The 21,737-nt window shown below is 69.8% G+C and carries 19 protein-coding genes; 6 read left to right on the top strand and 13 right to left on the bottom strand.

Features of this window, described 5'->3' with window-relative positions; translation table 11 throughout:
* Positions 1 to 6 precede the first annotated feature (6 nt).
* From AB0I89_RS21065 to AB0I89_RS21020, 10 genes are all read right to left on the bottom strand, one after another.
* On the bottom strand, positions 7 to 108 hold the full coding sequence (locus AB0I89_RS21065; RefSeq protein ID WP_007465623.1) for an AURKAIP1/COX24 domain-containing protein: 102 nt from the start codon (positions 106 to 108) through the stop codon (positions 7 to 9).
* A 214-nt stretch (positions 109 to 322) separates the two neighbouring features.
* Positions 323 to 532: a helix-turn-helix domain-containing protein gene (locus AB0I89_RS21060; protein WP_007465625.1), complete on the bottom strand. Its 210-nt coding sequence runs from the start codon at positions 530 to 532 to the stop codon at positions 323 to 325.
* Positions 533 to 822: 290 nt separating this feature from the next.
* A complete protein-coding gene (locus AB0I89_RS21055) occupies positions 823 to 2,007 on the bottom strand; it encodes an ABC transporter permease (protein ID WP_357129170.1) in 1,185 nt (394 codons plus the stop codon).
* Entirely contained in the window at positions 2,004 to 2,897 is an 894-nt protein-coding gene (locus AB0I89_RS21050; RefSeq protein WP_357129167.1) for an ABC transporter ATP-binding protein, read from the bottom strand. Before AB0I89_RS21050 ends, AB0I89_RS21055 begins: the two co-directional genes overlap by 4 nt.
* Entirely contained in the window at positions 2,894 to 4,276 is a 1,383-nt protein-coding gene (locus AB0I89_RS21045) for an efflux RND transporter periplasmic adaptor subunit (RefSeq protein ID WP_357129164.1), read from the bottom strand. Before AB0I89_RS21045 ends, AB0I89_RS21050 begins: the two co-directional genes overlap by 4 nt.
* A 394-nt stretch (positions 4,277 to 4,670) precedes the next feature.
* Positions 4,671 to 5,249: a hypothetical protein gene (locus AB0I89_RS21040; RefSeq protein WP_357129161.1), complete on the bottom strand. Its 579-nt coding sequence runs from the start codon at positions 5,247 to 5,249 to the stop codon at positions 4,671 to 4,673.
* Positions 5,249 to 12,166 carry an RHS repeat-associated core domain-containing protein gene (locus AB0I89_RS21035; protein ID WP_357129158.1) on the bottom strand — a complete coding sequence of 2,306 codons (6,918 nt, stop codon included), beginning with the start codon at positions 12,164 to 12,166 and terminating at the stop codon, positions 5,249 to 5,251. Before AB0I89_RS21035 ends, AB0I89_RS21040 begins: the two co-directional genes overlap by 1 nt.
* 462 nt (positions 12,167 to 12,628) lie before the next feature.
* Positions 12,629 to 13,918, bottom strand: a complete 1,290-nt coding sequence (locus AB0I89_RS21030) for a hypothetical protein (protein ID WP_357129155.1) — start codon at positions 13,916 to 13,918, stop codon at positions 12,629 to 12,631.
* Between the two features lie 61 nt (positions 13,919 to 13,979).
* Positions 13,980 to 14,555, bottom strand: coding sequence for a WHG domain-containing protein (locus AB0I89_RS21025; RefSeq protein WP_357129152.1), 576 nt, complete (start codon positions 14,553 to 14,555; stop codon positions 13,980 to 13,982).
* Between the two features lie 68 nt (positions 14,556 to 14,623).
* A complete protein-coding gene (locus AB0I89_RS21020; protein ID WP_355050821.1) occupies positions 14,624 to 15,544 on the bottom strand; it encodes a proline dehydrogenase family protein in 921 nt (306 codons plus the stop codon).
* Between the two features lie 158 nt (positions 15,545 to 15,702).
* Between AB0I89_RS21020 and AB0I89_RS21015 the strand changes: the two genes are divergently transcribed.
* Genes AB0I89_RS21015 through AB0I89_RS21005 form a run of 3 tightly spaced genes read left to right on the top strand, consistent with a single transcriptional unit; the run spans position 15,703 to position 17,746 of the window.
* Positions 15,703 to 15,972 carry a hypothetical protein gene (locus tag AB0I89_RS21015; protein WP_357129149.1) on the top strand — a complete coding sequence of 90 codons (270 nt, stop codon included), beginning with the start codon at positions 15,703 to 15,705 and terminating at the stop codon, positions 15,970 to 15,972.
* Between the two features lies 1 nt (position 15,973).
* Positions 15,974 to 17,140 (top strand): glutathionylspermidine synthase family protein, encoded by a 1,167-nt coding sequence (locus AB0I89_RS21010; RefSeq protein WP_357129146.1) that lies wholly within the window; start codon positions 15,974 to 15,976, stop codon positions 17,138 to 17,140.
* A gap of 18 nt (positions 17,141 to 17,158) precedes the next feature.
* The gene (locus AB0I89_RS21005; protein WP_357129143.1) at positions 17,159 to 17,746 is read left to right on the top strand and encodes a CGNR zinc finger domain-containing protein; all 588 of its coding nucleotides are present in this window, start codon (positions 17,159 to 17,161) and stop codon (positions 17,744 to 17,746) included.
* Positions 17,747 to 17,759: 13 nt separating this feature from the next.
* Here AB0I89_RS21005 and AB0I89_RS21000 read toward each other — a convergent pair whose 3' ends face one another.
* Both AB0I89_RS21000 and AB0I89_RS20995 read right to left on the bottom strand, forming a co-directional pair.
* A complete protein-coding gene (locus AB0I89_RS21000; RefSeq protein WP_357129140.1) occupies positions 17,760 to 18,566 on the bottom strand; it encodes a sugar phosphate isomerase/epimerase in 807 nt (268 codons plus the stop codon).
* 75 nt (positions 18,567 to 18,641) lie between these two features.
* Positions 18,642 to 19,586: a Ppx/GppA phosphatase family protein gene (locus AB0I89_RS20995; protein ID WP_357129137.1), complete on the bottom strand. Its 945-nt coding sequence runs from the start codon at positions 19,584 to 19,586 to the stop codon at positions 18,642 to 18,644.
* Between the two features lie 80 nt (positions 19,587 to 19,666).
* Here AB0I89_RS20995 and AB0I89_RS20990 point away from each other — a divergent pair, with 80 nt between their 5' ends.
* From AB0I89_RS20990 to AB0I89_RS20980, 3 genes are read left to right on the top strand one after another with little or no spacing between them, the layout of a single operon-like run.
* Positions 19,667 to 20,464 carry a hypothetical protein gene (locus tag AB0I89_RS20990; RefSeq protein WP_357129255.1) on the top strand — a complete coding sequence of 266 codons (798 nt, stop codon included), beginning with the start codon at positions 19,667 to 19,669 and terminating at the stop codon, positions 20,462 to 20,464.
* A gap of 34 nt (positions 20,465 to 20,498) precedes the next feature.
* Entirely contained in the window at positions 20,499 to 20,699 is a 201-nt protein-coding gene (locus AB0I89_RS20985; RefSeq protein WP_355050827.1) for a hypothetical protein, read from the top strand.
* Positions 20,700 to 20,731: 32 nt separating this feature from the next.
* The gene (locus AB0I89_RS20980; protein WP_357129134.1) at positions 20,732 to 21,082 is read left to right on the top strand and encodes a type II toxin-antitoxin system death-on-curing family toxin; all 351 of its coding nucleotides are present in this window, start codon (positions 20,732 to 20,734) and stop codon (positions 21,080 to 21,082) included.
* A 10-nt stretch (positions 21,083 to 21,092) separates the two neighbouring features.
* Here AB0I89_RS20980 and AB0I89_RS20975 read toward each other — a convergent pair whose 3' ends face one another.
* Positions 21,093 to 21,671, bottom strand: a complete 579-nt coding sequence (locus AB0I89_RS20975; RefSeq protein ID WP_357129131.1) for a TetR/AcrR family transcriptional regulator — start codon at positions 21,669 to 21,671, stop codon at positions 21,093 to 21,095.
* Positions 21,672 to 21,737: the final 66 nt, after the last annotated feature.

Raw genomic sequence — 21,737 nt, 5'->3', positions numbered from 1 at the left:
CGCCGGTCACTTGCCGAGACGGCGACGCTGGACGCGGGTCTTACGCAGCAGCTTGCGGTGCTTCTTCTTAGCCATGCGCTTACGGCGCTTCTTGACCACCGAGCCCATACGACAGCCTTTCGATACAACGTGCGGGGCGGACCGGATGACACCACGCAGGTGACGACGGAGACCGCATGCGGACAACGGACCGGACCAGTCTGGGCGGCGGGGCGCACCGGCAGGGTCTCGGTCGCGCTCCAGGGTAGCCGCAGAGCCTCAGCAGGACCAACGCGCCCCCGTCCATGACGCCTAGGGGGCGCTCAATCGGCCGTCCGGTGGCTCAGGCGGTTTCCTGAAAGGCGCCTCGCAGGTATTCGTGCACCGCGTGCTCGGGCACCCGGAACGACCGGCCCACCCGGACCGCGGTCAGCTCACCGCTGTGCACGAGGCGATAGACCGTCATCTTCGACACCCGCATGACCGTCGCCACCTCCGCGACGGTCAGGAACTTGACCTCCGACAGCCGTCCGTCGGACTGCGACCCGGCCATGGCTCACCGACCCATCCCATGCCCGGCGCGGGCCAACCCGACGGATGCTCCGGGCCGGGCGGCGACGCGCGTGTTACCAGTACGGTAGCGGGGCGGCTGTGACCGGCGCGATCCCTTCGTACAACTGATCATGTTTCGGTGGTCGGTTCACCCGATCCGGCCGGCCGTTATCTCCCCGGCTGCGTCCGTCGTCCGGTTGCTCACTCGGCGCGCAGCGCCACCACGGTTGCTCACTCGGCGCGCAGCGCCACCACGGTTGCTCACTCGGCGCGCAGCGCCACCACGGTTGCTCACTCGGCGCGCAGCGCCACCACCGGGTCGAGCCGGCCGGCGCGCTGCGCGGGAACCACGCCGAAGACGATCCCCACCGCCGCCGACACACCGAAGGCCAGCGCCAGCGACCACCACGTGATCGCGGCGGGGATCGGTGACAATGCGTCCACCAGCAGGGCGGTGCCCACGCCCAGCGCCATCCCGGTCAGCCCGCCGATGGTGGTGAGCAGCACCGCCTCCAGCAGGAACTGCACGCCGATGTCGCGGGGTCGGGCGCCGACGGCCTTGCGCAGCCCGATCTCCCGGGTCCGCTCGCGGACGCTGACCAGCATGATGTTGGAGACGCCGACGCCGCCGACGAGCAGCGAGATGCCGGCGATGGCGGCGAGCACACCGGTGAGTACGCCGAGGATGTCGCCGAGCACACCGAGGATCTGCTGCTGCGTGACCGCGCTGAACTCGGTGTCCGGGTGCCGGCGGTTCAGCTCCGCGACAATGCGTTCGCCCAGCTCGTCGATCCGTTCCCGGTCGGGCGCCTTGACGGCGATGCCGTCCACCCGCTGGGTGCCCCAGAGGCGCTGCGCGGCGGTCACCGGTACGTGCACCTCGTCGTCCCGGTCGACGCCGAGACTCTGCCCGAGGGGGGCGAACACGCCGATGACCCGGAACCGTACGCCGGCGAGGGTCACCTGCTGGCCCAGCGGATCGCGGTCGGGGAACAACGCGCGGGCCACCGAGTCGCCGAGCACCGCGACCCGCCGGCTGGTGTCCACGTCCGTGCCGGTGAGATAGCGGCCCCGGGCCAGCGAGCGGGTGAACACCGTCGGCGTGGTCTCCAGCACGCCCTGGACGGTGGTGAAGTCCGAGCGCGCGCCGGCCCGCGCGGTCGCCCCCGAGGCGACGGTGACCGCGACCCGCTGGGGATCGCCGACGACGCGGGAGACCGCCTCGGCGTCCTTGAGCGTCAACGGCGAGACCACCGGCGCGGTGCCCACCTCGATCTTGCCGGGGACCACCAGCAGCAGGTTGGAGCCGAGCCCCTCGACCTGCTGCTCCACCTTCTGCTTCGTGCCGGTGCCGATGGCGACCAGCAACACCACCGACGCGACACCGATGATCACGCCGAGCATGGTGAGCGAGCTGCGCAGCCGATTGGCGCGCAACGCGTCCAGCGCGACCCGCCACGCCTCGGCGACCCTCACGCCGCACCGTCCTCGGGCTCGTCGCGGTTTGGGCCGGGGTCGAGCGGAAGGCGTCCGGTGGCTCCGGCGGCGCCACCGGAGCCACCGGACGGGTGCCCCGGGCCGTTTCCGGACACGGACCGGGGCTCCGCGCTGGGAGCGGGCACCAGTGTCTCAGGTCGACCGTGATCGACGGACGGCGGTCGATCATGAAGGACGTCGGCGCTGTCCGCCACCACCACACCGTCGCGCATGGTGATCCGGCGGGCGGCCCGCGCCGCCACCTCCTGGTCGTGGGTGACCATCACCAGCGCCACCCCGGACTCCGCGTTCAACCGCTCCAACAGTTCCAGGACGGCCGCGCCGGTCACACTGTCCAGGTTGCCGGTCGGCTCGTCGGCCAGCAGCACCGTCGGCTCGGTGACCAGCGCGCGGGCGATGGCGACCCGCTGCTGCTCGCCACCGGACATCTGGTTGGGCCGGTGGTCCAGCCGGTGCCCGAGACCGACCCGGCCCAGCATCGCCGCCGCCCGCTCCCGGCGCTGCCGGGCCGACACCCCCCGATAGACCAGCGGCAACGCCACGTTCTCCACCGCCGACGTACGCGGCAGCAGGTGGAACGCCTGGAACACGAAGCCGATCGTCTCGTTGCGCAGGGCGGCCATCTCCGGCGGCGAGAGGGTGTTGACGTCCCGCCCGCCGATCACCAACCGTCCACCGGTCGGCCGGTCGAGACCGCCCAGCAGGTGCATGAGCGTGGACTTGCCGGAGCCGGACGGCCCCACCAGCGCCACGTAGTCCCCCGGCTGCACGGTCAGCGAGACCCCGCGCAGCGCCTCGACCGACACCCCGTCGAGCTGGTACGTGCGCGACACGTCCACCGCCTCGATTGCCGGCGGGGTGTCGCTCACCGCACCTCCTGACCGTCGCGCACCTGGTCGGTGCCGCGCACCACGATGCGGTCGCCGGCCTGGACGCCGTTGAGGATCTGCACCAGGTCGGACCCCTGGACGCCCACGGTCACCGGCGCGCGGTCGGCCTTTCCGTCGCGGACCACCCACACGGCGTCCCGACCGTCGGCGGAGAAGACGGCCGAGGCGGGGACGGTCACCGCGTCGGCCGCCTCCCGTACGCGCAGGTGCACGATCGCGTTCATGCCGGGACGGGGCGTGGGGGCGGGCTCGTCCTCGGCCAGCTTTCCCGCGCCCAGCGCGAGGCGTACCCGATAGGTGACCCCGCCCTGCGCGGAGCTGGTGGGGAGCACGTCGACCGAGCGGACCCTGGCGTCGTAGCTGGCTCCGGTCACGGCGTCCAGCTCGACGGTGGCGGTCACGCCGGGCTTGACCAGCAGCACGTCGGTCTCGTCGACGTCGGCGAGCAGTCCGAGCTGCCCGGTGTCCACGATGGTCAGCACGGGCGTGCCGGCGGTGACCTGACCGCCGACCACGACGGCGTCGTCGACGCCGGCCGGCGGGCCGGCCTGCGCCGGTGACAGGGCCGACGGGTCGATCCCGGCCCCACCGGCCTGTTCCAACAGCCCGGCCAGGCCGCCGCTCGGGCCACCGCCGGCCCGGGTGCCGCCCGGCTGCACCACCCCGCCGATGGGGGCGCGCAGGGTCAACGCGTCGACGGTCGCCTTGGCCAGGTCGTACGCCTGCTGGGCCTGCAGCCGTTGGGCCGCGGACAGCGAGCCGACGGCGGAGTTCAACCCGCTGATCCCCCGCTGCACCGCGCGGACGGCCTCGTCGGCGCTCTGCGCGGCGGCGGCGTACTGCCGCTGGGCGGACGTCACCTGGGCCAGCAGCGCGTCCCGCAACTGCTGGTCGGCAATCTTCTCGGCGGCCTTGCGAGCGGCGTCGAACGCCTCGTCGGCGGCCTTGTCGGTGCCCCGCCGGCTGCTGGTCAGGTTGCCGGTGGAGACACCCCGGCCGGCGCGCTTCGCGGCGTCAAGCGCCTCCTTCGCCTGGCGCAGCCGGGCCTGGGCCGACGGGGACGCGACCACCGCGAGCACCTGACCGCGCTTCACCCGCTGTCCAGGCTGGACCCGCAGGCTGGCCAGGGTGCCGTCGGCGGGCGAGGTGAGGCTGGCGGCGGCGCGGGCCGTCACCGTCGCCGGAGCGTCGATCACCTCGCTGACCGGGCTACGGGCGGCCGAGGCGAGCGCGACCGGCGGTTGGTCGTCACCGCAGGACGCGGCGGTGGTGGCGGTGAGGACGGCGACGGCGGTCAGGGCGATGAGCAGGCGGGGCCGCGTGGCGCTTGCGGGCCTCGGCAGGTCGGGGCTGCGCATCCACTCATCCTATGGGGCTGGCCGTGGCAACCTTAGCGGCCGAGCAGCAGGTGCAGCCGACTCAACTGACTGAGGCTCTGGCTTCGAAATCGACCGCCGTACCGATCGAAATGAAGGGGCAGCGCCAGCCATGTTCAACAGGCGCTCAGACGTTACAGTCCGTCACTATAGCAATGTCCATGTATATCAATGATCCGTTGACATCAACGCCGACAGCAACCGACGCAGACGCCGTCAACCATCGGCACACGTTCGCGGCAAACGCCAGCCCGGCCACCTTCGCGCTGACTACCAGATCATGTTACGAGCGGGTGCATCAACAACGCTGGAGAAGCCTGCACTTGATCTTGGAAATGGCGTCAGATGGAGGACCAGACTTTGTGAAATCCCCTCCTTAAAACTCACCCCACGCCGATTGAGCGCTAGATCCAACTGTGAATGCCCTGGCTTCCGTTTCGTCAAATATTGCCACCAGGCCATCTGGCAGATACCCGAGGTCATCACCACTCATTTCGCCGAGCGCGACGACAGCCGACCGGCCATGGGAAAAGTCGAAGCGCATTGACCAAAGCGCTTCCGGGCATCCTTCGTTAGGAACGTGAAAAGCGCCCACTATATTCGCGATTGTCTCTCCAAGCAACGGCCGCCACTCCGGCGTTGCGCTTACGTCGAGGAAGTCGACGCCGCCAAACTCCCCGGCAAGAGAATCCGTCAAGAGACCAACACCCAGCCCTTCGTTTAGCCCTTGCATTTCCCAGCGCACCACGAGTGACCCTCCCCCCTCCAGGGAGAACTTGAGCGCCATGTCAATCTCATGAACAGTGTCGTGACGATGCCCATTCGGCCACTCGCCACCAGATACAGGCTGATAGCCGACGGCCGAAACATTTTGGCCGACCACCTTTGCAGCGAGCACATCGAAAGCTCTTGGCTGCCCAGCAGCAAGATCCCACGGGAGGATGATCTTGTCCATTAATACCGCCCAAAGTATTGGAATGCGCCATTCTGATCAAAGGTAGCACCAAAACCTCGCTGGCCTGTTGGCCCCGGCATTGTGTACCTCGTCCCGCCCCGAAAACCTCCGCTAGTGACTGGAGAGCTTGTCGTCGCCGGGTTTGTCAGAATGTCGTCCAAGAGATTCTGGCCTGCCTCATCCAACTGCGCACCAGGAACGGCATCCAATTCACCACGATCCATGTGCTTTTGATACGCCCGACCTGCCGCCGTCCTACCACCCTTAGCGGCCCGCTGCCCGCTTTGCGACAGCGCAGTCAGGTCCGGAGTGCATGGTCCTGTGTTGTGCACGAGGACCGGGGTTTTGCCGGCGAGCACATAGTACGTGTGGATGCCATCAACGGTTAGGTTGTAAGCGAGGGCGGCGTGGACAGTGTCGGGGCGGAGGCCCACCGCCAATCGGGTTCGGCCGTCCGATGACAACACGAGGTCGCCCGCGTCGAGCTCGTCAGCCCGCTGCCACTCCCGGTCTGTCTGGTTCCAGAACGGATGATCCTCGGTCGTGGTGATCACCGCGCCAACCAGCTGGAGCTCGATGAGATCGTCCTGGTGGACCCAGACATGAGTGATGACTCGGGGACCCTGCTCACCGGTCTCCGGGTCCGCCGCCATCACCTCGTCTCCGGCCTCCAACTCATCCAGTCGCTTGGTGGCGCCATCGGCCATCAGGACTTCGGTTTCACCGCTGAAGCTCATGCAGCCGCAGTTACAGCCACCGCCGCGACCAGGACGCCCACCCTGTAGTCCCGTACGGGCTGCGGCGTTGGCCGCGCCGATCGCACCGCTCTGGAACATCTCGTCTGCTGGCAAGGTCGCTGCCAAGATGTCGACGTACGGGCTGTAGAGCTGCTCGATCCACTCCTGGCAGCCGCCCGGCCGTCCCATGTCGTGGCAGATGTTCATGGCGAGCGCGCGCTCGTCCTGCGCCTCGAGTAGGTCGTTGCTGAAGGCCGACGCCGAAAGCCACTCGGCACGCTGATCGTTCCACCGGCGGGCGAACTCCTCCAGCGGCACCGTTTCGGGCACCACGATCACTTTTCCGAGGACTCGGGGATGCTCCCGCTTCCGGTCCCTGGTGCTCGTCTTGCCGTTCGCGTCGCCCCACGCGATGTTCGCCTCAGTGCCGCAGCCACCCGGGCAGCCGCCGGCACCCCGACCGTCGCCCTCCTTCAGCGGACGCGGGTCGTAACCGCGGCAGTCGTACTCCCGGCAGTCGGCGGGGATCAGACCGTCCGGGTCGCTCATCGTGACCGGGGAGTTGTTGGCGTAGGAGTAGCCGTTCCACTGCTGCGGATCGGTCAGGTCCTGCAACGGGTCCACCGAGACGAACCGACCGATGCTCGGGTCGTAGTTGCGGGCGCTGACCTGGGTCAGGCCGGTGTTCGTGTTGAGTGGCTGGTTGAGGAAGCCGCGGTTGTCCGGTGCCGTGACGGTGGAGCCGCGCGGCGCGCCGTACGGGGTGTACTGCCGCCAGGTCGGCACCTGGGCCGTGTTGTTCAGGTAGAGGCTGGGCGTGCCCTGGTGGTCGGGGATGGTGAACCCGTACGCGTTGCCACTACCCGTGCGGTAGGCCATCGCGCCGCTCGGCAGCGGGTAGTAGCGGGTGCCGCTGAGCGCCTGGGTATTGGTGTTGAGGGTGATCTGCTGACCGGGCAGGTAGAGGGTGGTGACCCCCGGGTCCTTCTGGATCAGCAGGTTGCCGTCGGCGTCGTACAGGAAAGAGCTGTTGCCGTCCGTGCCGCCGGTCACCGACGCCAACTCACCCGCGTCGTCCCAGTTCAGGGTCTGGGTGCCCTGTCCGGCCTTGCGGGTGGTCATGTTGCCCGCGTCGTCGTAGCCGTACGACGTGCTGCCGGTGAGCCCACCGGTGGTGGTGGTGCTCGTCAACGTGTGCGGCTGGCCCTTGGCGTTGCCGTCGTAGGTGTAGCCGGTGGTGGTGTCGTTACCCCCGGTCAGTGAGTACTGGGTCTGGCTGCTCCGGTTGCCGAGCGGGTCGACGCTCCACTCGGTCCAGTAGGCGCTGGTGGCGCCGATGCCGCTGCCGACCATGGCCCGGTTACCGACGGTCGGCGCGACGGCGCAACCGTCGGTCGCCGTCCACGCCTTGGTGAGCCGCCGCAGTGCGTCGTACCGGTAGCACTCCGTCTCGGAGACCGTCGTCGGCTCGTAACGGGTGTTGACCGTCTTCGTGATGTTGCCGTACGTGTCGTACTCGTAGCTCTGCTTGTCGACGTCCGTGGTCGTGGTCGTCGTCTTGGTCACCAGTTGCTGATTCAGCCGCCCGTTGTGATCGTCGTAGATGTTGACGATGGAGGCCACGCTCGGCGGGAGGCCGACCACGTTGCGGGTGATCCGACCCCAGGCGTCGTAGTCCGCGGACGCGCTGTAGCCGGCCAGCCCCGCGGTGACGGTCGGCAGGTCCAGGATTCCGCTGTAGCTACGGATAACGGTTTCGGCAGGCAGGTTGCCGCGCGCCGGATAGGTGTCGGTGAGGGGGATTCCAATCGTTGCCGAGTAGGTGTGCCCGAACGCGTACGTGTTGCCGAGCGCCCCCTCGACGGCGGGAATGGTGATCGTCTCGCCCTTCGAGTTGCCGAAGGAGTCGAAGTTGATCCACTGGGTGCTGTACTCGGCGCCGTTGCGGAAGGCGGTCGCGGTGGTCAGCTTGCCGATCGCGTTCGTGATCGACGCCGCGTTGTTGTCGTTGTCGTACACCCAGGCGGCCAGCTTGTTGCTGGCCGACTGCGCCGACGTCGGCGCGGCGAAGCTCGCCGTGCGACGGTTGATCTTGTCGAAGGTGGCCGAGGTGGTCTTGCCACGGCCGTCCGTCGACTCGATGACGTTGCCGGCGCCGTCATAGCGCATGCTGCTGGTGCCGGCGTCCGGGTCGTCCTTGCCGATCACCCGACCCAGCAGGTTGTACGTGGTGGTCCACACGTTGCCGGCACTGTCGGTCAGGGTCGACTGGTTGCCGTGGCCGTCGTACCCGTAGCTGCTGTCTACCGTGGTACCGCCGGTCAAGCGGTACAGGCCGGTGAAGGAGTTACTCGGCGACACCAGCGCCGGCGCGGCCGTGTACTGGAGTTGCTTCTCCAGCCGGCCCATCGGGTCGTTGACGGTCGCGGTGACGGTGCCGCCGGTCGGCGGGATGACCGTCGTGCGGTCCCCGTTGTACACGGTCCTGGTCGACGATTTCACCACGCCGTCGCGTGCGCTCTCGGCCAGGATGACCCGGCCGAGCCCGTCGTAGGTGTTGTAGGTCTGGTTCAGGGCCTTCTTGACCAACGAGTCCGTGTACGACGGCGTGGTGTTCGGCCCGGTGGAGGCGTCCCACCAGCCGTTGTAGGTCGCCCGCACCCAACCCCGACTGTCGTAGAACGAGTCGGAGATCATCCGACCACCCGGGTTCGTGTCCGACTGGGTCTGCCGCACCCGGTAGAGGGCGTCGTAGATGGTGGTCGAGGTCCGGTACGAGTTGTTCTTGTTGAGGGTTTCGGTCGTCGTGGCGGTCACCCCGGTGTTCGACACCGCGTAGCTGTGCTTCACGTTCGCCAGCGCGCTCGTGGGCCGGGACGCCAGCCAGACCGCCGTCAACCGACCGAGCGCGTCGTACTGGGTGCTGGTGACCACCCCGTTGGCGTCGGTGCTGCTCGTGGGCAGATTGCGCAGCGTGGTGATGGTCGTGGAGGTGGCGTGACCCTCCGCGTTCTCCAACTTCATGCCGGTGGTCAGACCGGCCGTGTTGTCGGTGTAGGTGGTGATGGTCTTGTTGCCGTTACCGTCCCAGCTTCCGGTCACCCGCCCGTACGCGTCGAACTCGGCCTTGTCGGTGGTCTGGTAGACGTACGCACCGGAGACCCAGTCGGACGCCTTGCGGACCATGGTGACGTTGCCCCGCGTCGGGGCGGCCTGCGGAAACGCCTCCGCGAACTGCGTGTCGTCGTAGTAGGTCCGAACGTGCGAGACGACCTGCGCCGGCCGGCTGACCGTGGTCGGGGCGGCCAGCGTGTTGGTGCTGCCCGGCACCGAGGCCGGCGAGCCGGCGCGGAAGCCGGCGCAGGCCACCGACACCGTCTCGACCTGACTGGTCAGGCCGACCAGGTTGAGACCGGTGTTGGCCGCGGCGTACGTCGTGCTCGTACACCGGTCGTAGGTGGGATTCGCCGGCACAGTGTGGTCGTACGAGTGTTGCAACAGCCCGAAGGTCGGCGAGCTGATCGACGAGTCGTACGACATGTCGGACTGGCTGTACCGCCAGGTGGTGCTGGCGCCGGAGGTGACGGCCTGCCGCCGCCACGTCTGCACCGGCGCGGTGAACGTCGCGGTCAGGTCCGGGAGTCCGGTGCGGCTCCGGGTCGCGGTCGCGTCCGAAACCCAGTACGAGGTGACCGTCGAGCTGTCGACCGGGCCGCCGTCGCCCAGGTACGAGGTGGTCTCCAGAGCACGACCAGCGAGCTGGTCGACGTCCTCGTGGACCCCTCCCGCGCTGTCGGTGACGGTGGCGACCGCGGTGCTGTTGTTCTTGCTCATGCCCCGGTAGTAGGTGGTCTCGGCCAACGTGCGGGGGTCGTTCACGCCGTCACCGTTGCGTACCCGGACCTTGCCGTACCCACGGAACTGGCCGTAGGTGCGGTACTTGGCCTTGACCACCTCGTTGTCGTCGTAGTGCCAGGCAGCGCCGTCGAGGTATTGGTAACTGGTGGAGGTGGCTGGCGCACCGCCGGTCGGGTCGGTCGAGGTGACCCGGGTGACGGCGTACTTGTTGAACCAGTCGCGGATCTGGTCCGGCAACCCCTCCGGGGTCCAGTAGACCGGGTAGCAGGACTTGGTGTTGGTGGCGGGACTGATCGTAACCGGCGTCGTGCAGGGTTCGGGCAGCTCGTAGCTGGGCGAGACGACCGAGCCGGTCTCGGTGGTGATCGTCGCGATGCGCTGCCGGTAGAACGAGGGGTAGCCGCTCCTGACCTCCACGCGGTTGGGGAGCTTAATGCCGGTGAACGACACCGAGGGCAGGGTGATGGCGCTGGTCGAGCCGCCGGAGGTGGTGTCACGCCCGGTACGGGTGATCGACGTCAGCCACAGCGTCGGCGCGGTGCCGTCACCTGTCGCCGGCATCGTGTGCGCGAGGGCGTAGGAATCGACCTTCTTGTACGGAGTGGTGCTGGTGTCGTACTGCTGGGTCTCGATCGAGGCCAACCGCACGGTGGAGAAGAAGGACGGGCTCCACGCCTTGCAGTCGGTGCCGGAGTTGCAGACGAGGTCGAACGGGACGTCCGGCCAGTTCGCCTTGTTCGCCTCGTTCAACGGCTTGCAAGTGCCCGACAGGCAACGGTCGTCGGTGTTGAACACCACCTGGTTGGGGACGATGCCGTACGCGCCGTTGTCACGGAAGCCGTAGTCGATCCGGGCCAGGTTGCTGTCCCGGATGTACATCACGTCCGTGGCGCCCTCGTTGCGCCCGTAGTAGTTGGTGGCCTGGTTGTAGTAGTAGGCCATCGCATTGCCGTGGACGTCCTTGACGTAGTCGAGGTTCCACCGGTACGCCATCGTGCAGACCGACGAGCTGAAGCCTGCCGAGTCGTAACAGGGGTCGCCGGAGTGCGCCGAGTAGACCGGGACGTAGTCGACCGACTTGGTCTCGGGCTTGTTGGTGGTCCACCCGGGCAGGCGGTTGCGGCCGAACTCGTAGACCGTGCCGTCCCGTTCGGTCACCCGCCAGTAGTCGGTGTCCTCGGTACCGCTGCCGTTGCCCGAGTTCATTACCCGGGTGACCACGGCACCGGTGTCGTTCTGCACCTTCCAGGTGTCCTTGGCGGAGTCCCAGATGAGCGAACTCGACGATCCGTTCAACGCGATGGTGAGGATCGGGCCGGCGTAGCACCGGTCGTTCGTCTTGACCGGCGACGGGCTGCCACCCGGGTCGTCCGAGCAGGAGACGAAGGTCTGCTCGACGTACGACTTCGGGGTGGTCCAACCGTCGCCGACCCACGACGCCTGCGCGTTGGTGGCCACGGTCTGGCCGTCGACACTTGCGGAGTCGTAGGAGAGAGCCAGTTGCGGCACGAGCTTCGACCGGGTCGGCGGCACGGTCAACGGGTACGAGTAGGTGAAGGAGCCGGTACTGCCACCCGCGCTCCACGAGCCGGACGGCTTCAGGTCGGTCGCCGCGTAGTTGCCGCCCGTGCCGCCCTGCTCGCCAACACCGGCGACGGCGGCGAGGACCATCGCCGGGGCGGCCGAGCGACTGTCGCCGCCGACAGTCGTCAGCGGCACCTCGGCCGACACCGACTTGGCCGCCTGATCGTTCGTGGAAGGCACCCGGGTCGGCGTCCGGCAGGCGGCGAGCGAGGGAGTGGTGAGCGCACACGCCGGCAGTTGCACGAGCCGAAGACGGGACCCGTAGTTGCCGCCGTACGCCTCGGTGAACTCGGCATAGTCGACGCCGACATGCACGGAGCCGCTGGCGCGTTCACTGTCCGTCGGAGTCAGCGACAGCAATACGCCGTCCACGCCGGCGGCCTCGGTGGTCGCCCGGTCCGCGATCTGGACCCGCATCTGCCGGGGTCCGGCGTAACGACCACCCTTCGCGACCGGCGCCACCCAGATCGGGGTGCCCGCGGCACGGGTGCTCCCCGGTGCCGCGGTGCGGGTCGCCGAAGCCGAGCCGACCAGCTCCACCGTGGCCGACGCGGCCTTCGGCCATGCCGTCCGTGACGGTCGATGGGTCGACTTCGCCTGGTCAGGTGGGGTAACGAAGTGCGTGGGCAACGGCTTGACGCCGGTCACGGATCGCCCGGGCGACATGGGCGGCAGCTTGGACAGGCCGCCGTCATCGGGCTTCGCGACCGCTGGCGTCCCGGTCAGCAGGCTGGCCATCAGCGACGTCGCCGCAGTAAGCGCCACCAGACGTCTGGGCCCTGTGACCAAACGTAATCCCCCGTGCCCGACCATTGCACCCTCACCTCTGCGAGATCCGGAAAGACACGCAGGGTGTTACGTCGCGCACCCCCGTGGCGCGATCAATGTTTCACGTCGACTCCGCACCAATGGTCACAGGAAGATAACGAATGACCGAGGTCGGACCGGCAAATCCAACGCAGTGAGTTCCAAAGGGGCATCTCTGCGTGACACACGTCGTTCCGCGCAGGCGGCCAGGCTGGTTCACTGTTGCCGCCCACCCGGACGTACCCACGTCCGCCGGACGACGAACTCGACCGGGATCCTCTGGATGTACCCGGGAGCCTCCAATGGTTCCCTCGCTCCTCGGGTCTCGCTCGCCACCGACTGGTGAACAACAGCGGTGGGTCGGATGCCCCCGCCGCACTGTGGATCGAGCAGCTAGCCGGCGGTGGCGCGGACGTACGCCACGCACTCGTCGTGCAACGTCGACCAGTCCTCGCCGAACGCCTCGTCGGCGGCGGCCGCGAGCGTCGCACGGTCGTGCACCACGGCCTTGAAGAACGTCAACAGCCGCTCCGGCCCGAACCGGTCGACGAGGTGGCGGACGGCGAGGTAACCAACGCCGTAGCTGCCGCCGACCCGGTCGGCGGGCGCGTCGTCGGTCGGCGTGACGCCCTCCAACCGGCCGTCCCAACCGCCCTGGACCAGTTTGCGCACCTCGGCGAGCCCTTCGTACCGGTCGACCGGCCGACCGCCGGAACCCGAGAACTCGGCCAGCCCTTCGACGAGCCACCACGTCGTCTTGCCCGGGTATCCGCGCTCGGGCAGCGACGCGGCGTGGGTCAGCTCGTGCCGGAGCAGGTCATCGGCGCCGCTGCCGGGCAGCCCGTCGGCGTTGAGCACCACCTCGTGGTGGCCGCCACCGACCGTCACCGCGTAACCGCCGGTCCACTGTGGCCGCCCGCCGCCGTACCAGCGCTGCCACTCGGTGCGGCCGGCGTAGAAGATCCGGTAGCGGTCCGGGGGCGAGCCCGTCACGACGTACGTGTCGGCGACCTTCGCCGCCGCCTCGGCCTGGGTGAGCAGGGCGGGCAGCTTGCCGCGCAGCGCGGGTGTGGTGGCGACGATGGTCCGCGCGCCGACCGCCACGACCAGGTCGCTGATCTCCCACGGCCGGGTGCCGGTCTCGACGGACTTGGACTCCTCGACGGCGACCAGTCGGGGCGTGTCGCCGTTCTCCCGCCAGCGGGTGCCGATCAGCACCGGACTCGGTCGGCAGTCCGCCACGACGAAGCAGTACTGGAAGCGCACCAGTAGCCGCCACTCCCCCGGCCTGCCGACGACCGGCGTGGGCAGACCACTCGGCTCGGCCCGCCAAACGGTCACCTTGAGGGCCCGCAGGGCGGCGAATCGGCGGCGCAGGTCGGCGTGCGCGGCCGGATCGGCGATGGAGAGGAAGGCGGTGCGGTCGCCGCCGAGCAACGCCGTGGACTGCTGCCGGAGCTGCGCGGTCATCCGGTCGGACAACCCCCGTGCGACGGCGGTGGCCGGGTCGTCGGTGGCGGTGACCCCGGCCCGGCTGAGCGTGGCCCGGCCGGCAGCCTCCCGGATGGCCCCGACCACCAGCACCGCCGGAAGACCGCAGCCCAGCAGCAGGACGACAACGACGAGTACGGTCCACAGCGGCCAGAGCCGCCGCGGTGCTGGCTGCTGCACCCCGTCAGTCACCCGCCGAAGGGTACGACCATTCGGCGAATCGGGCGAGGCCGACCCGGTCCGATCGGTCGGGTCAGGCCCCGCGAGCCGGCCACGAGCGGAACGCGGTGTCCAGCCCGGCGACCAACTGGTGGTACGACCGGTCGACCTCGCGGGGCAGACCGAAGCCGCCGGCGGCCTCCAGGGCGATGAAGCCGTGCAGGGCGCTGCGCAGGGCGCGGGTCGCGTCCACCGCGTCGTCGCCGGTGAGCCCGTAGCCGCGCAGCACCGCGAAGATGGCGCCCACCGCGCGTTCGCCGGCCTCGACGTGCTCCGGGTCGGACGGGTCGGGCACCCGCTGGGTTGTCGGGTAGCGCCCGGGGTGCCGGCGGGCGTACGCGCGGTAGGCGTCGGCCATCGCGCGCAGGGCGTCCCCCCCGGCCCGGCCGGCGGCGGCAGTGGTCAGCTCGGTCGCCAGCTCGGCGGTGGCGAGCGCGGCGAGCTTCTGGTTGAGCGCGTCGGCCCCACGGATGTGCTTGTAGAGGCTGGGCAGCGCGACGCCGAGTCGGCTGGCGAGCGCGGCGAGGGTGAGCTGTTCGTAGCCGACCTCGTCGGCGAGCCGGGCGGCCTCGCGCACCACGGCCTGCTGGTTGAGCCCGGCCCTAGGCACCGACACATACCCGGCTAGCTGTCATAGCCTGAAAGCTAACTCCGCTAGCCGGGCGCGTCAAGCGACGGTTACTTCTTGGAGATCAGGGCGCGGCCGAAGAAGACCAGGTTCGCCGGGCGCTCGGCGAGCCGACGCATCAGGTAGCCGTACCACTCGTCGCCGTACGGGACGTACGTGCGCACCGTGTAGCCCTCGCCGGCCAGCCGGGCCTGCTCCTCGGGACGGATGCCGTAGAGCATCTGGAACTCGAAGCGCTCCGGCCCCCGGTCGAACCAGCGCGCCCGGTCCTCGCCGATCGAGATCATCCGCGGGTCGTGCGTCGCCAGCATCGGGTACCCGTCGCCGGACATCAGGATGTTCATGCAGCGGACGTAGGACTTGTCCACCTCGCGGGCCGACTGGTAGGCCACCGACTCCGGCTCCTTGTAGGCGCCCTTGCACAGGCGCACCCGCGACCCGGCCGAGGACAGCTCCCGGCAGTCCGACTCGGTCCGCCGCAGGTACGCCTGGAGCACCGCCCCCGTCGACGGGAAGTCCTTGCGCAGCTTCGCCAGCACCTCCAACGTCGAGTCGGTGGTGGTGTGGTCCTCCATGTCCAGCGTGACCGTGGTGCCCGCCTTGTCGGCGGCCGCGCAGATCGCCCGCACGTTGTCGTACGCCAACTGTTCGTCGAACATCTGGCCCAGCGCGGAGAGCTTCACGCTCACCTCGGCGGCCGGCGTGAGCCCGGCCCCGGAGAGCATCGACAGCAGCTTCAGGTACTCGTCCCGGGTGGCCGTGGCCTGCTCGGGGGTGACGGTGTCCTCGCCCAGGTGGTCGAGGGTGACGGCCAGCCCGTCGTCGACGAGCCCGCGGGTCGCGCGCAACGCGTCGTCGGTGGCGGCGCCGGCGACGAACCGGCGGACGACGTCCCGGGTGTACGGGGCGGTCGCGACGAGCCGCTCGACCTGGGATGACCGGGAGGCGGCGAGGATGACGGAACGGAGCATGAGCCGAGCGTATCGCCCCTGCCAGGAGCCCCGCCCGGCGGCGGCTGCGCCTGCGGCGCTTGTGTAAGGAAGGGCCCCTTGTACAACAGATTCCGTTAACAAGGTGCCCTTCCTTGCCTGGGGCTGCGGCGCTGGCGTCGATCGGCTACAACGATGCCGTGAACCAAAGCCCCCACCGCCGGCTCCGGTCGGCCTCCGTGCAGCTCGGCGCGCTCACCGCTCTCGCGCTCGCCCTCTCCGGCTGCAACATGACCTCCGACGACGACGATGACGACTGCGCCCTCGGGCCGGTCGGTGGCGGTGGCACGGTCGCGCTGGGGATGCGGGTGTCCGCCCCCATCGCGGGGCGGATCGGCGGCGAGCCGACGACCGCCGCCCTGCCCGAGCGCGGCGGGTTCGGCACCCACCTCGCCTCCTGCGGCGGCTGACGTGCGGCGCGAGGCCGTGACGCCCCGGCCCGACTGGGACGCCACCATCCGGGCCCAGGGCCTGGTGTACGTCGACACCGAACTGCCCGACGGCGGGATCATGTCGTACTGGGACGAGACCGCCGCGTACGCCTTCGACCTGGACGAGGTGCTGCGGCTGGAAGAGGCCACCGAGGAGCTGCACCGGATGTCGGTGGCCGCCGCTGAGTACGTGGTGGCCCAGCGCCGGTACGCCGAGTTCGGCATCCCCGAGTGGGCCGCGGAGGCGGTGGCCCGGTCCCTGCGCGAGGCGCCGCCCACCCTTTACGGGCGATTCGACCTGGCGTACGACGGCACCTGGCCGCCGAAGATGCTGGAGTACAACGCGGACACCCCGACGGCGCTCGTCGAGGCGAGCATCGTCCAGTGGTACTGGCTGGAGCAGACCCGCCCGGACCTGGACCAGTGGAACAGCCTGCACGAGCGGCTGGTCGGCGCCTGGGCCAAGATCGGCGCCGGGCTGCACGACCCCCGGGTGCACGTGCTCTGGTCGAACGAGGAGGAGTCGGGCGAGGACCACATGACCGCCGGCTACCTCGCCGAGACCGCCCGGCAGGCCGGCCTGGACGTCGCGCTGCAACCCATTCAGGAGATCGGCTGGGACGGCCGGCGCTTCGTCGACGCCGCCGACCGCCCGGTGACCACCTGCTTCAAGCTCTACCCGTGGGAGTGGATGCTCGCCGAGCCGTACGGGCCGCCGGCGCTGGCCCCGGGCACCCCGACCACCTGGATCGAGCCGGCCTGGAAGCTGCTGCTGTCCAACAAGGCGCTGCTCGCCATCCTCTGGGAGCTGTACCCGGGTCACGAGTTCCTGCTTCCGGCGTACCTCGACTCGCCGCGCGGCATGCCCGAGTACGTGGCCAAGCCCCTGCTCGGCCGCGAGGGCGGCTCGGTACGCATCGTCACCGCCGCCGAGGAGATCACTAACCCGGGGATCTACGGCGACGAGGGCTGGTGCTACCAGGAGTTTCGGGCGCTGCCGCAGTTCGACGGCAACCGGACGGTGTTGGGTAGCTGGATCGTCGACGGCGAGTCGGCCGGGTTGGGAGTCCGCGAGAGCGCGAGTCTGATCACCGACGGCTACGCGCGGTTCCTACCGCACTACATCGACGCGCCACGCGCCCCGTGAGTCGTCTACCGTTGGGGTGTGAACTTCGACGCGTACGCCCGGACCGGCGTTGACCTGGTCAACGCCCGCCTGGACGACCTCGACGACCTGCGGGCCCTGTTCCCCGACGACAACGCCTGGATGCGCGACGAGGTCGCCGACCGGGACGTCGCCATCTTCCGACGGGCTCAGAAGCGGTTGCGCGATGTCTTCGAGTACGGCACCTCGGGGCGCGACGCCCAGGCGGTGACCGAGCTGAACGCGCTGTTGGAGGCGTTCCCGGTCCAGCCGCGCATCTCCGGGCACGACTCCAGTGACTGGCACATGCACGTGACCAGCCGGGGTGCCTCGGTCAGCGCCGAATACCTGGCCGGCGCGGTCTGGGGGCTCTCGGTGTGGCTCTGCGAGTACGGCAGCGCCCGCTTCGGGGTCTGCGCCGACGAGCGGTGCGGCAACGTCTACCTGGACACGTCGTCCAACTGCTGCCGGCGGTTCTGCTCCGAGCGCTGCGCCACCCGCTCGCATGTGGCGGCGCACCGGGCCCGCAAGCGGGCCGCGGTCGGCGAGCAGGCGCCGGTCGCCCCGCAGCCGACCTCGACCGCTGAGTCGCTGACCCCGGTCAGTTGACCGGGGCCACCGGTCAGACGTCGACCGGTGACGGCGCGGTGAGGTGCTCGCGGGCGAACTCGAGCGAAGTCCGCAGGTCCGCCTCGCGCACCGCGCGGCTCTTCGCGCCCCGGGTCGCCACCTCGACGGCCACCGCGCCGGTGAAGCCCCGGCCGGCCAGCGAGGAGAGCAGCTCCCCGCAGGGCTGGGTGCCGCGTCCGGGCACCAGGTGCTCGTCACGGCCCTCGCCGGTGCCGTCGCCCAGGTGCACGTGGGCGAGCCCCGCGCCCATCCGGTCGGCCATCGCGAGGGGGTCACTGTGCGAGGCCGCGCAGTGGGAAAGATCCAGGGTGTACGACGGGTAGCCGGTGTCGGTGGGATCCCATCCGGGGACGTACGGGACGAACTGCCGGCCCGCCATGCGCACCGGGTACATGTTCTCCACGGCGAAGCGGAGCCCGGAGAACCGCTCCTCGACTCTGGCCAGCCCCTCGGCGAACCCGCGCGCGTAGTCGCGCTGCCAGGTGAACGGCGGGTGCACCACCACCGTCGGCGCACCGAGCGTCTCGGCCAGCTCGGCGGCCTTGCGCAACCGCTGCCACGGGTCCGGGCTCCACACCCGCTGCGTCACCAGGAGACAGGGCGCGTGCACCGAGAGCACCGGAACGCCGTAGTGCGCCGACAGGCCGCGCAACGCGCCCGCGTCCTGGCTGACGACGTCGGTCCACACCATCACCTCGACGCCGTCGTAGCCGAGCGCCGCGGCCAGCTGAAACGCCGCAGCGGTCGGCTCGGGGAAGACCGACGAGCTGGACAGGAGCACGGGGACTCGGGACGTCACACCTGCCAGCCTAGCCCGGCTGTCACGGGGTCATCAGGACGAGCATCGGCAAACCCGTCGGCGGCCCAGGGGCGGTCACATCGGTTCGAGTTGATCGAGCCGACGGAGGATGACCCCCTCGCGCAGGGCCCACGGGCAGATGTCCATGGCATCCAGGTCGAGCCGGCGCATCACCGCCTCGGCGACCACCGCGCCCGCCAACAGTTGGTGGGCCCGGCCCGCGCCGACGCCCTCCAACTCCATCAACTGCGCGGGCGTCATGTGCCGGATGAAGCCGATGATCTGCCGCAGGCCGGCACGGGTCAGCCTGCGGTGCACCCAGAGGCCGGCGCCGGACGGTGCCGCGCCGGCCAGTCGCGCCAGGGTGCGGAACGTCTTCGAGGTGGCGGCCACCCGGTCCCAGCCCACCTCGGTCATCTGGTCGACCACCTTGTCCAGCCGGCTGTCGACGTACTCCCGTAGCTTGGCGACGGCCTCGGCGGACGACGGCGTGGTGCTGGCCGGGTCGACCCGCAGTTGCTCGCGGGTGAGACGCCCGGCGCCCAGCGGCAGCGAGACCGCCACGTCCGGGTCCTCGTCGATTCCGGCAGCGATCTCCAGGGAGCCGCCACCGATGTCGAGCACCAGCAGACGCCCCGCCGACCAGCCGAACCAGCGCCGTACCGCCAGGAACGTCATCCGTGCCTCGTCCGCGCCGGAGAGCACCTCCAGGCGTACGCCGGTCTCGTCACGGACCCGGGCGAGCACGTCGGCCGCGTTGGTGGCGTCGCGGACCGCGGAGGTGGCGAACGCGATCAGGTCGTCGGCCTCCAGCCCGGTCGCCGCCGCCCTGGCCATGCCGACCGCCTTGACCAGGCTGTCCGCACCCACCTCGGTCAACGCCCCGTCCGGACCGATCTGTTCGGCGAGACGCAGGACGACCTTCTCCGAGTGGGCCGGCCAGGGGTGCGCGCCGTGATGCGCGTCGACCACCAGCAGGTGCACCGTGTTGGATCCGACGTCGAGGACACCCAGTCGCATGGTGAAGACCCTAGGTGCAACACGTTCGTGCGGCTCGTCGGCCCGCGGACGGCACCACGCGTACGCTGGTCCGGGTGACGATGGAGCTCCGCGTGCTGGTGGACGACCCGGGGGACCCGCGCAGCCGTGAGGTGCCGCTGGACTTTCCCCGGGAGTGGATCGAGTTCGCCGACCCGGCGGACGAGACCCACCTGATCCGGGCCGACCTGACCTGGCTGCTCTCCCGCTGGACCTGCATCTTCGGCCAGGGCTGCCACGGCATCATCGCCGGCCGGGCCGCCGATGGCTGCTGCTCGCACGGGGCGTTCTTCACCGACCCGGACGACGAGAAGCGGGTCCGCCGCGCCGTCAAGCTGCTCACCCCGTCGACCTGGCAGCACTTCCAGCGCGGGTTCAAGAACTGGACCGACGAGGACACGATCGACGGCAAGAACCCCGCTCGCCGCACCGCCACCCAGGGCGCCGACGGGCCGTGCGTCTTCCTCAACGACGCCGACTTCGTCGGCGGGGGTGGTTGCGCGCTGCACGCCCAGGCGCTGCGCGACGGGGTGCACCCGCTCGAATACAAGCCGGACGTCTGCTGGCAGCTCCCCATCCGGCGTGACCAGGACTGGGTGAAGCGTCCGGACAACACCAAGGTGTTGGTCTCCACCCTGTCCGAGTTCGACCGGCGGGGCTGGGGCGCCGGTGGGCACGACCTCGACTGGTGGTGCACCTCGTCGACCGACGCGCACGTCGGGGCCGAGCCGATGTACCTGTCGTACGGCCCGGAGCTGACCGCGCTGATCGGCGCGGCGGCGTACGAGCGGCTGGCCGAGCTGTGCGCGGCCCGGGTACGACAGGGCCTGGTCGCCCCCCACCCCGCCGACGATCTCTAGCCGATCTTGGTAGCACTGTTGCTACCATATTCGGATGGCAATGACCCTCCGGCTGGATGACGAACGCGAACGGCGACTCCGTCTCGTCGCGGACGAGGAGGACCGATCCATGCACGCCGTCGTGGTCACCGCCATCGACGACTACTTGGCGCGACGGAACGCCAAGGAGTTCGGCGACCTCGCCGACGAGATCATCGAACGACACGCCACCCTGCTCGCGCGCCTGGCCGAGTGATGGCAGAGGTTCGATACCCCACGCTCGCCGATGTGGCCGGCATCGCTCGCAAGCTCGGCGTGGGGATCAGGGACGCCGGCCTCGTGGAGTCGGCGGTGGCTCGGCCGAGAACGAGCGTCTTCGGCGAAGACGCCTACCCCGATCTCTGGACCAAAGCGGCAGCGCTGCTGCACTCACTGGCGAACAACCACCCGTTCGTGGACGGCAACAAACGGATTAGCTGGATCGTGACTGTCGCCTTCCTGTTGCAGAACCGCACCGTCAGCATCGACCAGCTCGACGAGACCGATCAGGACGTCGCGTACGACCTCGTCATCGGCGTGGCGGAGAGTCGCCTGACGGAAGTCTCCGAAATCGCCGCCGCCCTGCGCAAACTGTTCTGAGCGCACGAAGTCAGTCGAGGGCGGCATCGACGAGTGTGCGGGCGGTCTGCTTCGCGGCCTCGGCGATCGCCGGATCGCCGTCCAGCACGCCGCCGGCGAGCCCACCGTCGAGCAGCAGGGTGAGCTGCCGGGCGAGCAGTTCCGAGTCGGCCGCCCCGGCCTTGCGGGCCAGCTCGGTCACCCAGGCCCGGACGACCGTCTTGTGCTCCACCGTCCGGGCGTGCACCGGACCGCCGGCGGGTGACTCGGCGGCCGTGTTGATGAAGGCGCAGCCGTGGTAGCCGTCCCGACGACAGGCACTGACGAGGGCGTCGAACATCCCGACGAGCTGGTCGCGCGGCTCGTCGCCGGCCTCGCGGGCCGCCGCCCGCAGCGCGCCGAACCACGCCTGGTCGACCCGGTCCAGGTACGCCAGCACGAGGTCGTCCTTGCGCGGGAAGTGCTTGTAGAGCGTCGCCTTGGCCACGCCCGACTCGGCGATGACCGTGTCGACCCCGACGCCGCGTGGCCCGTGCGCATAGAACAGCCGGAACGCGGTGTCCAGGATCCGCTCCCGGGCCGAGCCGGCCGGCATGCGGTGCACGGGCATCGGCACTCCCTCATCGTTGCTGGTGACGGGCACGATTTTACAGACAGCTCGGTCTACAGACAGCTC

Origin of the sequence: Micromonospora sp. NPDC049801 (assembly GCF_040656575.1) — a bacterium.
Classification (GTDB): Bacteria; Actinomycetota; Actinomycetes; order Mycobacteriales; family Micromonosporaceae; genus Micromonospora.
The sequence above is the reverse complement of the archived record's forward strand: the minus strand, read 5'-3'. Positions and strand labels throughout refer to the sequence as shown.

Coding starts and splice junctions, on each gene's coding strand:
- AB0I89_RS21040 (WP_357129161.1), bottom strand. CDS start 5,249: ATGGACAAGATCATCCTCCCGTGGGATCTTGCTGCTGGGCAGCCAAGA.
- AB0I89_RS21035 (WP_357129158.1), bottom strand. CDS start 12,166: ATGGCCAGCCTGCTGACCGGGACGCCAGCGGTCGCGAAGCCCGATGAC.
- AB0I89_RS20985 (WP_355050827.1), top strand. CDS start 20,499: ATGGCAATGACCCTCCGGCTGGATGACGAACGCGAACGGCGACTCCGT.
- AB0I89_RS21065 (WP_007465623.1), bottom strand. CDS start 108: ATGGGCTCGGTGGTCAAGAAGCGCCGTAAGCGCATGGCTAAGAAGAAG.
- AB0I89_RS20990 (WP_357129255.1), top strand. CDS start 19,667: ATGGAGCTCCGCGTGCTGGTGGACGACCCGGGGGACCCGCGCAGCCGT.
- AB0I89_RS20975 (WP_357129131.1), bottom strand. CDS start 21,671: ATGCCCGTGCACCGCATGCCGGCCGGCTCGGCCCGGGAGCGGATCCTG.
- AB0I89_RS21020 (WP_355050821.1), bottom strand. CDS start 15,544: ATGCTCCGTTCCGTCATCCTCGCCGCCTCCCGGTCATCCCAGGTCGAG.
- AB0I89_RS20995 (WP_357129137.1), bottom strand. CDS start 19,586: ATGCGACTGGGTGTCCTCGACGTCGGATCCAACACGGTGCACCTGCTG.
- AB0I89_RS21045 (WP_357129164.1), bottom strand. CDS start 4,276: ATGCGCAGCCCCGACCTGCCGAGGCCCGCAAGCGCCACGCGGCCCCGC.
- AB0I89_RS21060 (WP_007465625.1), bottom strand. CDS start 532: ATGGCCGGGTCGCAGTCCGACGGACGGCTGTCGGAGGTCAAGTTCCTG.